This is a genomic window from Pontibacterium sinense (assembly GCF_015209595.1).
GTDB classification, from domain to species: Bacteria; Pseudomonadota; Gammaproteobacteria; order Pseudomonadales; family Balneatricaceae; genus Pontibacterium; species Pontibacterium sinense.
The window spans coordinates 104,580-117,527 of the sequence record NZ_JADEYS010000005.1; the positions used below are offsets into that span (position 1 = coordinate 104,580).

The following is a 12,948-nucleotide window of genomic DNA, read 5'->3' on the forward strand; positions in this document are numbered from 1 at the left end:
GCAATCTGCTGAGCTCCTGAGCCGGGATTGTTGTTTAAGCTGGACGGAAATAAATGTCACTGCAAACGTTAAAATTACGCGACGGCGCTGATCGTCGTCTCCGGGGCGGTCACCTGTGGATCTACAGCAATGAAGTAGATACTGCGGTGACCCCGCTGAAGAACTTTGCTGCTGGAGAGCAGGTGGTTGTAGAAAACAACCGTGGGAAAGCGCTGGGTATTGCCTACGTTAACCCGAATACCCTGATCTGTGGCCGTATTGTGAGCCGTGATCTGAAACATGTGCTGGACCGTTCACTGCTGATACATCGTCTGAATATAGCCCTGTCGTTGCGTGAAGCCTGCTTTGATGCGCCTTGCTATCGTTTGGTTTACGGCGACAGCGACGGCCTGTCAGGACTGGTCATTGATCGCTTTATGGATATTTTTGTCGTGCAGGTGTCGACCGCCGGTATGGAAGCCGTGCTGGAAGATATCGTCGACGCTCTGAACAAGGTGTTCCGCCCGAAAGCTATCCTGCTGCGCAATGATGGCAAGATGCGTGATATGGAAGGTTTGGAGACTTACATTGAGATCGTGCAGGGTGATCTGCCTGATCTGTGTCCGTTGGAAGAGAACGGTGTGCCGCTGCTGGCACCCTTGCAGAAAGGTCAGAAAACCGGTTGGTTTTACGATCACCGTGAGAACCGGGCACAGATGCAGAAGCACGTTAAGGGCAAGCGCGTGTTGGATCTGTTCAGTTACGTGGGTGGCTGGGGTACGCAGGCGCTGGCGGCAGGTGCTGAGCAGGTGGTATGTGTTGATGCTTCTCATTATGCGCTGGAAGTGGCGGGCGAGAATGCACGCATCAACGGCGCTGATGACCGTTTCGAAGGTTTCCACGGCGATGCGTTTGATATCTGCAAAACCATGATCTCCGAAAAAGAGCGTTTTGACGTAGTGGTGGTGGATCCGCCAGCGTTTATCGCGAAGAAAAAGGATATTCGCAACGGCGAGCGTGCCTATGCACGCATGAATAACTTTGCAATGCGTCTGCTGAATAAAGGCGGTGTGCTGGTCTCTGCGTCCTGCTCGATGCATCTGGAATACAGTCGGTTGGTAGATATCATCCGTACCAATAGCCGTGAGCTGGACCGCAGTGCACAGATCTTCCATCAGGGGCATCAAGGTGCAGACCATCCGTTGCACCCTGCGATCCCTGAAACCGATTATCTGAAAGCCTACTTCGCACGCATTCTGCCTGCATCCTGAGGAGACGGCCATGCAATACAATACGCTGGGTAATACGGATATAAAGATCAGTCTGATCTGTCTGGGCACAATGACCTACGGCAGCGATCATACTGAAGCTGAAGCCCACGAGCAGATGGATTATGCCCTAGAGCAGGGTGTGAACTTTTTTGATGGGGCTGAGATGTATCCGGTCCCAACCTCGCCTGAGTATCAGGGGCGTAATGAAGAGATCATCGGTAGCTGGCTGAAAAAGCGGGGCTGTCGTGATCAGGTAGTGGTGGCGACTAAAGTGGCTGCGCCTGCGGATATGACACGTTACCTGCGTCCGGACATGGCATTTGATCGGCGCAATATTCGTGAAGCGGTGACCAGTAGTCTGAAGCGTCTACAGACGGATTATATCGATCTCTACCAATTGCACTGGCCGGAACGTAAGACTAACTTTTTCGGCCAGCTCAACTATGAGCATCAGCCTGATCAGGATGGCACACCGTTACTGGAAACGCTGGAAGCGCTGGGTGAGCTGGTGGATGAGGGCCTGGTGCGTCATATCGGTCTTTCTAATGAAAGTGCCTGGGGTACGATGAAGTTCCTGCAGCTGGCTGAGCAGCATGGTTTGCCACGTGCGGTCTCGGTACAGAATCCGTTTAACTTCCTGAACCGTACGGTTGAGGTGGGTTTGACGGAAGTGCTGCACCGTGAGGGCGTCTCGCTGTTGCCGTACTCGCCGCTAGCGTTTGGTGCGTTGAGTGGTAAATATATTGGCGGTGCACGTCCAGAGGGTGCGCGGATTACCAAATATCCGGCATACGGACGCTATTTTAACGAACAAGGTCAGAAGGCGGTTGAAGCCTACGTGGCTTTGGCGCAAAAGCATGAGCTCGACCCTTGTATGATGGCGCTGGCGTGGGTGAATAATCGTCCGTTTGTGGATGCCAACATTATCGGTGCCAGCTCAATGGCTCAGCTCAAGGCTAATATCGAATCTGCGAACGTCACGCTGAGTGATGAGCTGTTGGCTGAGATCGAAGCGATCAATGTGCTGTATCCGAATCCATGTCCTTAAGGTTTAACGGATGAAAATGAAACCCCGCTTTTTAGCGGGGTTTTCTTTTATGGGGTAAACGGGGGCGGGCTTAACTGCGCTTCATTTCCCGGTCGAACTGGAATTTTCGCGAGGTGACGTAACCTTCCATGCGACGCAGCTTTTCATCAATCCGACGCATGCGCTCACCGATGTCGGCTGCCTGGCCGCTGGGTGTTGGGCCATAGTTAAACAAAGCATCTTTCAGGTTGTGAGATGCTTCGCTGGTGTCAGCGTGGTAGGCATGCGGCTGCCGGTAAGCGTCTCTGTTGCTGTTGTGTGGCCGGTCGTGCGCGTTTTGGCGGTTTGCTGTTGGGCGTTTTGCCATCATCAATATGCCTGCCACGTAGAGCAGAATGGCAAAGCTGCCGGTGAACAGGAACAGGGTGACAAAGCCTAAGCGGACCAACCAGCTGGGCATGTTCATGTTTTCGGCGATGCCGCCACACACGCCTGCCATCCAGCTGTCGTTGCGACTGCGGTAAAGGTCCATGCCGTAGCCATTGTGTTTGCGTGAGAACATACCTATCTCCTTGTTGATTGTTGATAGCGCGGATCGGATTCGTTGTCACGCCACTGAGGATGTTCAGCATCCAAAATGGTTTCAAGGGTGCCAATCCGCTCTTCCAGCCTTTCTACTTGCGCCATCGCGCTGGAAAGCGTGTGGCGATCATCCTCTGACAATCCTTTGGTTGCACGTGACTTGCTAAGGTAGTGAAGCACCAGCCAGAGTGGGGCGACTAACCCCATAAAAATCACAGTGGGGACGAAAAAGAACAGGATGCTGGACATCATTAGTCACCTTTTTTGTTGCTTTCCATTTCAGCTTTCAGCTTAGCCAGCGCGTCATCCAGTTTCTCATCACGTTCCAGATCGGCAATTTCCTCAGCCAGGTCTTTGGTGCCCAGATCGTAACTTTCCACTTCGCCTTCCAGGTCATCCATTTTGCGCTCGTAGCGTTCGAACTTGTCGAATGCTTCGTTCAGCTTGTCGCGACTGAAGCGGCGACGAATGTCCAGGCGTGACCGGGCGGTTTGTTCGCGTGCCAGTAGCGCTTTCTGCTTGGCTTTGGCGTCGTCGAGTTTTCGCTGCAATTGGCCGATCTCATCATTCAGTTCTGCCAGTTGTTCATCCACCATGACCATCTCGTTACCTGCGAGCACAAGCGTTTCTTCAATGCTTGCCTGTTCCGCGAGTGCTCCGCGGGCGAGATCTTCGCGACCTTTGCTCAGGGCCAGTTTGGCCTTGTTGCCCCATTCGTCGGCGTCGCGTTGTAGGTTAACGATACGGCGCTCCAGTGTTTTGCGGTCAGCGATGACGCGGGCGGAGGTGGTGCGTACTTCTACCAGCGTATCTTCCATCTCCTGAATCATCATCCGGATCATTTTTTCCGGATCTTCGGCCCGATCCAGCAGGGAGCTAATGTTGGCGTTCACGATGTCCTGAAAGCGGGAAAAAATACCCATGACTATCTCCTTTTTTGATTCGAAGCGGGTTGTTTGCATGTTTTGTACATAGCGAACGGTGTGCCAAAAGTAACGTTTTTTATGTAATGCCTTGATAGATAAGGATTTGTTTCCAGTTATAAGAAAAGTGACAGCGATTTGTGATAGGGATACTATGACTAATTAACAGTCTATTTAACTAAGTATTAGTCAATATGAATCACTCTAAGCGACAGCCTTTAATTGGTTCCTCTGTGCTCCTGATGGATGTTATTGATCAGGTTTCTGGTTTAGCGCCACTGAGTAAGCCTGTGTTGGTGATGGGTGAACGGGGTACAGGTAAAGAGCTGATTGCTGAGCGGTTGCATTTTCTGTCCAAGCGTTGGGATCAGGCGTTTCTGAAGCTCAACTGTGCGGCGATGAGTGAGAGTTTGTTGGAAAGTGAGTTGTTTGGTCATGAGGCAGGCGCTTTTACCGGCGCGGCTAAGCGGCATTTTGGCCGGTTTGAGCGGGCTGACGGTGGGACGTTGTTCCTGGATGAATTAGCGACCTGCTCAATGCGGGTGCAGGAAAAGCTGCTGCGGGTTATTGAGTATGGAGAATTTGAGCGTGTGGGCGGTCAGCAGACGGTCCGTGTGGATGTGCGGCTGATTGCTGCAACCAATGAAGATATTCAGCAGCTAGCGGAGCGCGGTGAGTTCCGTGCGGACCTGCTCGACCGGCTGGCGTTTGATGTTGTCAATTTGCCGCCTTTGCGGTTTCGGCAGGAGGATATTCCTGAGCTGGCGGAATATTTTGCATCGGGCATGTGTCGTGAATTGGAGCGTGCTTATTTTCCCGGATTCAGCGAGCAGGCGATGGCAAAACTGCTCTCCTATCACTGGCCGGGAAATATTCGTGAGCTGAAGAATGTCGTTGAGCGCAGTGTTTATCGTAGTGATGATGCGGAGGAGGTGGTTGTTGATGTGGTCCTCAATCCCTTTCAGGCTGCGTGGCAGGAAAAAACGAAGGCTCAGATGCAAGTTGATGAAGGTGTAACAGAAGATGTTGTTCCAGCGGATGATATCCGTGATTTGGTGGCAGAGCTACCCTCTGATTTACCGGGGCGGATGCGTGAACTGGAGAAAAAGATGCTGGCGCAGGCGCTGAATCAAAACCGCTTCAATCAGCGTCAGACCGCGGACAACCTTGGGTTGAGTTATCACCAGTTACGCAGTTATCTGCGTAAGCATCAGATGTTGCCGCTTAAGCGTTATTTGGCGGAACAGGATAACAATTGAAATTGATTCCGGGTGGGCGTGGGTCATCAGCGAATAGAGAAAAGCCGGTGCCTTAAGCAGCACCGGCTTTTCTGCTTATGGCGTGTTCATGGCCGGTTGGCCTGCCCAGTCGGGAACGGACATTAGATCCACACCCCAGATCAGTGGTAATACATAGGCGATGCAGAAGGTGATCGCCGCAACACCGATCAGGTTGACCCACAAACCGGCTTTGGCCATCTGCATAATGCTGACATAACCCGAGCCGTAGACGACTGCATTGGGTGGGGTGGCCACCGGCAGCATAAAGGCGAACGATGCCGCGACGGCGGCGGCAAACATCGGTCCATACGGATGCACACCCATCGTGCCCGCTACCGCCGCCATCACGGGGATCAGCAATGTTGCGGTAGCTGTGTTGGAGGTGATTTCAGTGAGAAACAGGGTCAGCAGTACGACGACTCCGATAAACAGCGTCAGGTCTATGCCACTCAACAGACTCAGTTGGCTGCCGATCCACTCGGTCAGGCCGGTGGTTGAAAAGCCTTTCGCTAACGCCAGACCGCCGCCGAACAGCAGGATGACACCCCACGGAAGTTTCACTGCTGATTCCCAATCGAGCAGGAAGCGGCCTTTTTTCAGGTCAACCGGCGTTATAAATAGCAAAAGGGCACCCACAATGGCAATGGTGGCATCGTGGATCATAGGGGGCTTCAGGAAGCCACGTAAAATCCAGCTGGCGGCGGTGAGTGTGAAGATCAGCAGGACCAGCTTTTCGGCTTTGCTAATCGATCCCAGTTCTTCTAGCTGCTGGGACACCATTTCCTGTCCGCCCGGCAAGGTCTCCAAGCCTGATGGGTACACCACCTTCACCAATAAAAACCATGCAACGGCCAGCATAACGATGGCCAGAGGTACGCCGAAGCTCATCCATTGGGCAAAACCAATGGAGTGTCCGTAAATGTTCTCGGCCATACCAGCCAATACGGTATTCGGAGGTGTGCCGATCAATGTGCCGACACCGCCAATCGAGGCGGCAAAAGCGATCCCCAGCATCAGTGAAATGCCGAACTTAAAATGTTGTGGTCGGGTATCGATGTCATCGATGGGGTTGGTGCTCAATGATGCTGCGGTTTGATTGATGATCGCCAGGCCAATCGGCACCATCATCATGGTTGTGGCTGTATTGCTGACCCACATAGATAGAAAGGCCGTAGCAATCATGAAACCCAATACGATGCGGTCAGGGCCAACGCCGACCATGCGAATGGTATGCAGCGCAACGCGCTTGTGCAGGTTCCATCGTTCCATCGCAATGGCGATCAGGAAGCCGCCCATGAACAGAAAAATAAGATGATTTGCATATGACGGCGTGGCCTGAGCCGATTTCATAATGCCTAGGGTGGGATACAGGGCAACCGGCAGCAATGAGGTGGCAGGAATAGGAATCGCTTCAGTAATCCACCAGGTGGCCATGAGTGCCGCGATAGCTGCAACCTTCAGGGCTTCCGGTGTTAATCCTTCAGGCAGTGGCAGGGCGAGTATCAATAAAAACAGCGCAGGTCCTAGTAATAGGCCAACGCGTTGACGCATGCTGTACATAGATCATCTACTTTTCTGTGAATGGATAAGCTATTGGTACAGCATAGATCGTGCCATTCGCCTGAAATGGGATGAAGGTGGGAAATATGAGGTTTTTTGGCTAAGTATTGATCAGTGTCGGTGGGTTCGTGTGTGGAGAACCACCCTGCGGACAAAAAAAATGGGTGATTATTCACCCATTTTTACGTCATGTTGTTGTGTTAGCGCAGATCGAGTACGGGCCAATCACGCCCCGTGGCATGGCTTTCCAGTAGCTCGTCCGGATTGACCGCAACAGGGTAGGTGACCAGTTCCAATAGAGGAAGGTCGTTGTGGGAGTCACTGTAGAAATAACTCTCTTCCAGCGTGTGGCCGGTGTCCGTCAGCCATGTATGCAGGCGTTCAACTTTGCCATGTTGGAAGCATGGGGTGCCTGCTACTTTTCCGGTGTAGCTGCCATTCTGTAATTCTGGGTCGGTTGCCAGAATAGCATCCACTCCCAGATGTTCTGCGATAGGCTGAGTAACAAAGGCGTTGGTCGCCGTAATGATCAGTAGGAAGTCTCCCTGATCGCGATGTTTCTGCAACAGTTCCGCGGCTTTTGGCAGCATGATCGGTGCGATCATCTCGCGCATGAATTCAGCATGCCATGCGGCGAGTTGTGCCATGTCGTGTTCGGCCAGAGGGCGCAGGGCGAATTCCAGATATTCATGGATATCCAGCCCCCCACTTTTATACTGTTCATAAAAGTAGTCATTGGCACGGCGGTATACATCGGTATCAACGATACCTTTTTTACACAGAAACTCGCCCCAGGCGTGGTCGCTGTCGCCGCCAATAAGAGTGTTGTCCAGATCAAAGATTGCCAGGCTCAAGTAAGAGTCTCCCTGTCAGTTTGCTGATAACCGGAGAAATCTCCGCTACTTTAATAGTCTGGATTTTACAGGCTGGATGACGCTGGGGTAAGAGGATATTGCGTTGATTTGCCCACCACAAAAGAATTGTGGAACAATAGGTTGAAAAAGATTTAGGAAAAATTACGTGATCGATTCAGATGGGTTCAGACCGAATGTCGGTATCATTCTGGCTAACTCGCTGGGTCAGGTTCTCTGGGCAAGGCGGATCGGCCAGGATGCATGGCAGTTTCCGCAAGGTGGTATCAACGAAGATGAATCGCCCGAACAGGCGATGTTACGTGAACTCGAAGAGGAAGTCGGGCTCACACAAAAAGACGTTGAGATCGTAGCAGTAACCCGAGGTTGGTTACGCTATCGTTTGCCCAAACGCATGATTCGGCGTAATTCGCATCCGATATGTATTGGCCAGAAGCAGAAATGGTTTCTGCTCAGGATGCTGACAGATGATAGAGCGGTGGCGATCGATCAGACCGAGTCACCGGAGTTTGATGACTGGCAGTGGGTAAGTTATTGGTATCCGCTGGGTCAGGTTGTTTCGTTTAAACGAGAGGTTTATCGCAAGGCGATGCGTGAATTATCGCCCAAGATGTCACGGATGATTGTATAACTTTACTTAGGAGGTTGGTGGATGCTGGAAGTATTGCGCAAGATTGTTCAGGAGGTGAGTACTGCTCCGGATCTGGACTCCGTTCTGGATCTAATTGTGCGCCGTATCCAGCGGGCGATGCGAACTCAGGTATGTTCTGTTTACCTGTACGACGATGATGCTGAACGTTACAGCCTGATGGCAACACAAGGGCTTAACCCGGATGCAGTGGGGCGGGTGAGTCTGTCCTCTTCAGAAGGTATTGTCAGTATGGTTGGTCAGCGCGCCGAACCTATCAACCTGGAGGATGCGTCTGTGCATCCTCGCTATACCTACCTCAAAGACACCGGAGAAGAGCAGTTTCACGCGTTTCTGGGTGTCCCTATCATTCATCACCGCGATGTTTTAGGCGTGCTGGTTGTTCAGCAGAAAGAAGTGCGCCGCTTTGATGAAAGTGAAGAAGCCTTTCTGGTGACCTTATCCGCCCAGTTGGCGGGCGTGATTGCACATGCTGAGGCGACTGGGTTAATCCGTCCTCAAGGTGAGGGTGAAACCGAAAGCGAACGTCGTTTTGAGGGGATTGCCGGTTCTCCGGGTGTGGCGATTGGTCAGGTTGTTGTAATCGTACCGCCCGCAGATCTCAGTGTAGTGCCAGACAAAGTCGCAGCAGACATTGATCATGAGATCGAAAGCTTTGAAGCGGCTCTGGCGTTGGTGCGCAAAGACATCAAGGTGGTCGGGCGTAGTTTGTCCAAGCGCTTACGTGCGGAAGAGCAGGCATTGTTTGATGTGTATCTGCGCATGCTGGATGACAATGCGTTGGCCGGCGAAGTGATCGATAAAATTCGTGGCGGTCAGTGGGCACAGGGAGCTTTGCGCACCGTTGTCATGGAGCACGTGCAGCAGTTCTCGATGATGGATGATCCTTATCTGCGTGAGCGTGCTACGGATATTAAAGATCTGGGGCGGCGTGTACTGGCATATATGCAGGAGTCCGGGCCGGCGGATATTGAGTTCCCGGAAGATACAATTCTGGTTGCCGATGAGATTACCCCTGCGATGCTGGGTGAGGTGCCGTCCGACAAGCTGCTGGGACTGGTGTCTGTACATGGATCCGGTAACTCTCATGCGGCCATTCTTGCGCGCTCCATGGGGATTCCTACGATCATGGGGGCGCTGGATCTGCCGTATACCCGTCTTGATGGCCGTAAGGTGATCATTGATGGATATTCCGGGCGAGTTTATATCGATCCCTCGGACGATCTACGCAGCGCTTATATGGATATTCTGCGCGGTGAGCAGGAGATGGCGGCTGAGCTCGCCACTCTGAAGGATATGCCGGCTGAAACCCGTGACGGCTTCCGTATGCCTCTGTGGGTAAATACAGGGCTCGTGGCTGATGTGGCGCGGGCGCTGGAGCGTGGTGCCGAGGGGATTGGGCTCTATCGCACCGAAATTCCCTTTATGATTCGCGACTTCTTCCCAAGTGAGCAGGAGCAATTGCAGACGTACCGTCGTCAGTTGGAGGCATTCCATCCGCGTCCGGTAACGATGCGTACTCTGGATATTGGCGGCGATAAAGCATTGCCCTATTTTCCGATTCAAGAGGAAAATCCGTTTTTGGGTTGGCGTGGAATCCGCGTCACACTGGATCACCCTGAGATCTTTCTGGTGCAGGTCCGTGCCATGCTGCGGGCAGGTGAGGGGCTGAACAACCTGCGTATTATGCTGCCGATGGTTACCAGCGTGCATGAGGTCGATGAGGCGTGCCGTCAGATTGATCGTGCAGTTTCTGAGCTGCGTGATGAGGGCTTTGCGATTGAGCGGCCGCAGGTTGGTGTGATGGTGGAGGTGCCCGCCGCGGTGTATCAGGTGCGACGTTTTGCTCGTCGGGTGGATTTCATCTCAGTGGGGTCGAATGACCTGACGCAGTATCTGTTGGCGGTGGATCGAAACAATCCGCGTGTAGCGGGTTTATACGTGTCTTATCATCCTGCCGTGTTACGTGCGCTCGAATATATCGCGCGTGAAGCGCATAAAGAGAGTGTGCCTGTATCGATCTGTGGTGAGATGGCATCTGAACCGGGTGGCGCGTTGCTGCTGATGGGGATGGGCTATGACGTATTGTCGATGAATGCGACGAACTTACCTAAGATTAAATCCGCTATCCGGGGCGTCACAAAAATTGAGGCCGATGAGTTGTTGCAACAGGTGATGGGCATGGATGATGCCGATGAGATCCATCATCTGTTGCGTCGTCGCTTGCGTGAGCTGGGGCTGTCGCAGCTGACCCGTCCTGTTATTCCTGATTGATTCTGGCTGCAGCGCCAATCGCTGGTAGCTGCAGTTCAAACTCCTGGCTGTCCGTATTCCCATGTGTGTCGAATGTATCTTCACGCAGATAGGTTGTGCCGTCTGGTTTTTGCAATAAGAGCGTAATCGCGCGTGTGCCATAGTCGGGAGAGCGAATGAAACAGGAGGAGAGCATTTTCTCCCATTCTGCACTGATGCCAGTGTCGGGTAGATCTGTATCGGCAGCCTGAGTCTGATCCATCATCAGCGAGATTAATGCGTCAGGTTTCAGGTGGTTATCCTGCAGTTGTTGTGTCAGTCCGTTACGCACGTTGAGTAATTTGGGCCACGGGGTGTCTAGTAGTGCATTGGACAAGCCGTAAACGCCGGGGGGCAGTGAACGGTGTGTTGCGTCACTGCGGTTGCTGAGATAATGCAGCCCCGTTTCATCCCCCAGTAGCAGGTTGAAAGCACCGTAGGTGTGTTGTTCTGGTGTCAGATGTTCCAGATAGTGTCTTGCCGATTGTGGTTCTTGCAAATAGTGGCGGGTTAAATCGCCTCGGGAGCGAACCCCCATAGGTTTGTCCCGGCCATTACGGTGATTTGTGACTGTTGCAAAATGCCCGTGCTGATTCAGGCCTAGCCAGGTGCCTCCTTGTTCCAGATCACGCCCCGCCAGAATGTGGGGTGTATCCTGCCAGTAGTGCACTTCCCGGCTGGGGCGGCGGAAAAATTCGTCGCGGTTGGCTATCAAAATGAGTGAATAGACCGGATGGCTGTCGTAGGCGAATGTAATCAGGCACATGGGGCAGTTTGTCATTTCCTTAGCAAAGGTGGACCGCTAATATAGGCGCTTCCGAACGGGCGGGGCAAGTCAGCATGTGCAGCGGCAGCTGGTATGCAGGCGTTATCTGAAGGATTTTTCTATGTTCTTAACCCTATTGTTGTACTTGGTGCTGGGCGCAGTAGCAGGTGTTGTTGCAGGGCTTTTTGGTATCGGCGGCGGTTTGTTGATTGTGCCGGTGTTGATATTCAGCTTCGCTGCGCAAGGCATGTCGCCGGATGTGCTGACGCATGCGGCTGTGGCGACGTCGCTGGCAACGATTGTTGTTACCTCCATTAGCTCGGTGCGGGCGCATCATAAGCGTGGAGCTGTGCGCTGGGATCTGTTTAAACCGATCAGCGTGGGTATTCTGGTTGGGGCGTTTCTGGGGGTGAAAGTCGCCGGAATGATGCCCGGTTCCTTGCTGCAGGTTGTGTTTGGGGTGTTCGCACTGTGTGTGGCGGTCCAAATGGGGTTTGGGATCAAGCCGTCAGCAGGTACGGAGCCGCCATCGTCGACTACGTTGGCGGTGGGCGGAGGGTTTATTGGTGGACTGTCCACAATTTTTGGTATTGGTGGCGGTACATTAACCGTGCCATTTTTAAGCTGGAAGCGCGTGCAGATGCAGCAAGCGGTGGCAACATCCGCTGCCTGTGGATTGCCGATTGCGGTGATGGGTGCTCTGACCAATGTGTGGGAGGGTTGGGGGCATACGCAGACCGATGAGTGGAGTCTGGGTTATGTTTATCTGCCCGCGTTTGCCGGTATTGTGATTACCAGCTCTCTGTGTGCCAAATTTGGTGCGCGAATGGCGCACAGTTTGCCAGCGCCAGTGTTGAAACGATGTTTTGCTGTGTTTTTGCTGTGTGTGGGTACGTATTTAATCGGTAAGAACCTGTACTGAGGAAGGGTTTATGTGGGTGCATGATATTGATCCGGTCTTGCTGGATGTTGGGCCATTAACAGTCCATTGGTACGGTGTGATGTATCTGGTCGGTTTTGCGGCTGCCTGGTGGTTAGGGTGTGTGCGTGCACGTAAGCCGGCTTCAGGCTGGACCGAAGATCAGGTGTCTGATCTGATTTTTTGGGGGGCGATGGGGGTCGTACTTGGTGGCCGCTTTGGGTATGTGCTGTTTTACAACTTTGACCAGTTTTTGGCTGACCCGCTTTGGTTGTTCGCTGTATGGGAAGGCGGGATGTCTTTCCATGGGGGGTTGTTGGGCGTCATTGCCGTGCTTTGGCTTTGGGGGCGTAAGCACAATAAGTCGCTGTTGCAGATGGGAGACTTTGTTGCGCCACTGATTCCAATTGGTCTCGGGGCGGGCCGGATCGGTAACTTTATTGGTGGCGAGCTCTGGGGGCGTGCAACAGATCTGTCCTGGGGTGTTGTGTTCCCGCGTGCCGCCGATGGGATCGCCCGTCACCCGTCGCAGCTATATGAATTTGCACTGGAAGGTGTGTTGTTGTTCGTTATTCTGTGGTGGTACTCCAGTCAGCCGCGTCCAAGAATGGCAGTATCTGGTATGTTCCTCCTGCTATATGGCGTGTTCCGCAGTCTGGTGGAGTTGGCGCGTGAGCCTGATGCGCATCTGGGCTTTCTGGCATTCGACTGGTTGACGATGGGGCAGTTGCTCTCTGTGCCAATGATCCTGGTGGGGATGGGCATGATGGGGGCGGCTTATGCACGTACGAAGTGAATGGTGTAGAATCGGTTCAAAAATGACGCAAT

At 52.9% G+C, this 12,948-nt stretch carries 13 protein-coding genes; 7 read left to right on the forward strand and 6 right to left on the reverse strand.

Going from position 1 to position 12,948, the window contains the following annotated elements:
- Positions 1 to 53: 53 nt before the first annotated feature.
- Both IOQ59_RS06475 and IOQ59_RS06480 read left to right on the forward strand, forming a co-directional pair.
- Entirely contained in the window at positions 54 to 1,250 is a 1,197-nt protein-coding gene (locus IOQ59_RS06475; RefSeq protein ID WP_193952463.1) for a class I SAM-dependent rRNA methyltransferase, read from the forward strand.
- A gap of 10 nt (positions 1,251 to 1,260) precedes the next feature.
- The gene (locus IOQ59_RS06480) at positions 1,261 to 2,298 is read left to right on the forward strand and encodes an NADP(H)-dependent aldo-keto reductase (RefSeq protein WP_193952464.1); all 1,038 of its coding nucleotides are present in this window, start codon (positions 1,261 to 1,263) and stop codon (positions 2,296 to 2,298) included.
- 70 nt (positions 2,299 to 2,368) lie between these two features.
- Here IOQ59_RS06480 and IOQ59_RS06485 read toward each other — a convergent pair whose 3' ends face one another.
- Genes IOQ59_RS06485 through pspA form a run of 3 tightly spaced genes read right to left on the reverse strand, consistent with a single transcriptional unit; the run spans position 2,369 to position 3,782 of the window.
- On the reverse strand, positions 2,369 to 2,839 hold the full coding sequence (locus tag IOQ59_RS06485; RefSeq protein ID WP_193952465.1) for a PspC domain-containing protein: 471 nt from the start codon (positions 2,837 to 2,839) through the stop codon (positions 2,369 to 2,371).
- Between the two features lie 2 nt (positions 2,840 to 2,841).
- Complete coding sequence (gene pspB / locus IOQ59_RS06490; RefSeq protein ID WP_228050731.1) at positions 2,842 to 3,111, reverse strand: envelope stress response membrane protein PspB; 270 nt, start codon at positions 3,109 to 3,111, stop codon at positions 2,842 to 2,844.
- The gene (gene pspA, locus IOQ59_RS06495) at positions 3,111 to 3,782 is read right to left on the reverse strand and encodes a phage shock protein PspA (RefSeq protein WP_193952467.1); all 672 of its coding nucleotides are present in this window, start codon (positions 3,780 to 3,782) and stop codon (positions 3,111 to 3,113) included. Before pspA ends, pspB begins: the two co-directional genes overlap by 1 nt.
- Before the next feature lie 194 nt (positions 3,783 to 3,976).
- On the opposite strand from pspA, the gene pspF reads away from it, so the two are divergent.
- On the forward strand, positions 3,977 to 5,041 hold the full coding sequence (gene pspF, locus IOQ59_RS06500; protein ID WP_193952468.1) for a phage shock protein operon transcriptional activator: 1,065 nt from the start codon (positions 3,977 to 3,979) through the stop codon (positions 5,039 to 5,041).
- Between the two features lie 75 nt (positions 5,042 to 5,116).
- Here the strand turns inward: pspF and IOQ59_RS06505 are convergent, their stop codons facing one another.
- Positions 5,117 to 6,622 (reverse strand): SLC13 family permease, encoded by a 1,506-nt coding sequence (locus tag IOQ59_RS06505; RefSeq protein WP_193952469.1) that lies wholly within the window; start codon positions 6,620 to 6,622, stop codon positions 5,117 to 5,119.
- 200 nt (positions 6,623 to 6,822) lie between these two features.
- Complete coding sequence (locus tag IOQ59_RS06510) at positions 6,823 to 7,476, reverse strand: histidinol-phosphatase (RefSeq protein WP_193952470.1); 654 nt, start codon at positions 7,474 to 7,476, stop codon at positions 6,823 to 6,825.
- A gap of 166 nt (positions 7,477 to 7,642) precedes the next feature.
- Between IOQ59_RS06510 and rppH the strand changes: the two genes are divergently transcribed.
- Positions 7,643 to 8,125 carry an RNA pyrophosphohydrolase gene (gene rppH / locus IOQ59_RS06515; protein WP_193952471.1) on the forward strand — a complete coding sequence of 161 codons (483 nt, stop codon included), beginning with the start codon at positions 7,643 to 7,645 and terminating at the stop codon, positions 8,123 to 8,125.
- Between the two features lie 21 nt (positions 8,126 to 8,146).
- Positions 8,147 to 10,417, forward strand: coding sequence for a phosphoenolpyruvate--protein phosphotransferase (gene ptsP / locus IOQ59_RS06520; RefSeq protein WP_193952472.1), 2,271 nt, complete (start codon positions 8,147 to 8,149; stop codon positions 10,415 to 10,417).
- Here ptsP and IOQ59_RS06525 read toward each other — a convergent pair.
- Positions 10,404 to 11,201 carry an NRDE family protein gene (locus IOQ59_RS06525; RefSeq protein WP_193952473.1) on the reverse strand — a complete coding sequence of 266 codons (798 nt, stop codon included), beginning with the start codon at positions 11,199 to 11,201 and terminating at the stop codon, positions 10,404 to 10,406. The genes ptsP and IOQ59_RS06525 overlap by 14 nt on opposite strands.
- A gap of 121 nt (positions 11,202 to 11,322) precedes the next feature.
- Here IOQ59_RS06525 and IOQ59_RS06530 point away from each other — a divergent pair, with 121 nt between their 5' ends.
- A complete protein-coding gene (locus IOQ59_RS06530; protein ID WP_193952474.1) occupies positions 11,323 to 12,123 on the forward strand; it encodes a sulfite exporter TauE/SafE family protein in 801 nt (266 codons plus the stop codon).
- Between the two features lie 10 nt (positions 12,124 to 12,133).
- The gene (gene lgt / locus IOQ59_RS06535; RefSeq protein ID WP_193952475.1) at positions 12,134 to 12,916 is read left to right on the forward strand and encodes a prolipoprotein diacylglyceryl transferase; all 783 of its coding nucleotides are present in this window, start codon (positions 12,134 to 12,136) and stop codon (positions 12,914 to 12,916) included.
- Positions 12,917 to 12,948 lie beyond the last annotated feature (32 nt).

Excerpts from the sequence above, each read along its gene's own strand:
- IOQ59_RS06480 (WP_193952464.1), top strand. The coding sequence starts at position 1,261 with ATGCAATACAATACGCTGGGTAATACGGATATAAAGATCAGTCTGATC.
- lgt (WP_193952475.1), top strand. The coding sequence starts at position 12,134 with ATGTGGGTGCATGATATTGATCCGGTCTTGCTGGATGTTGGGCCATTA.
- ptsP (WP_193952472.1), top strand. The coding sequence starts at position 8,147 with ATGCTGGAAGTATTGCGCAAGATTGTTCAGGAGGTGAGTACTGCTCCG.
- IOQ59_RS06525 (WP_193952473.1), bottom strand. The coding sequence starts at position 11,201 with ATGTGCCTGATTACATTCGCCTACGACAGCCATCCGGTCTATTCACTC.
- IOQ59_RS06505 (WP_193952469.1), bottom strand. The coding sequence starts at position 6,622 with ATGTACAGCATGCGTCAACGCGTTGGCCTATTACTAGGACCTGCGCTG.
- pspB (WP_228050731.1), bottom strand. The coding sequence starts at position 3,111 with ATGATGTCCAGCATCCTGTTCTTTTTCGTCCCCACTGTGATTTTTATG.
- IOQ59_RS06485 (WP_193952465.1), bottom strand. The coding sequence starts at position 2,839 with ATGTTCTCACGCAAACACAATGGCTACGGCATGGACCTTTACCGCAGT.
- pspA (WP_193952467.1), bottom strand. The coding sequence starts at position 3,782 with ATGGGTATTTTTTCCCGCTTTCAGGACATCGTGAACGCCAACATTAGC.
- pspF (WP_193952468.1), top strand. The coding sequence starts at position 3,977 with ATGAATCACTCTAAGCGACAGCCTTTAATTGGTTCCTCTGTGCTCCTG.
- IOQ59_RS06530 (WP_193952474.1), top strand. The coding sequence starts at position 11,323 with ATGTTCTTAACCCTATTGTTGTACTTGGTGCTGGGCGCAGTAGCAGGT.
- IOQ59_RS06475 (WP_193952463.1), top strand. The coding sequence starts at position 54 with ATGTCACTGCAAACGTTAAAATTACGCGACGGCGCTGATCGTCGTCTC.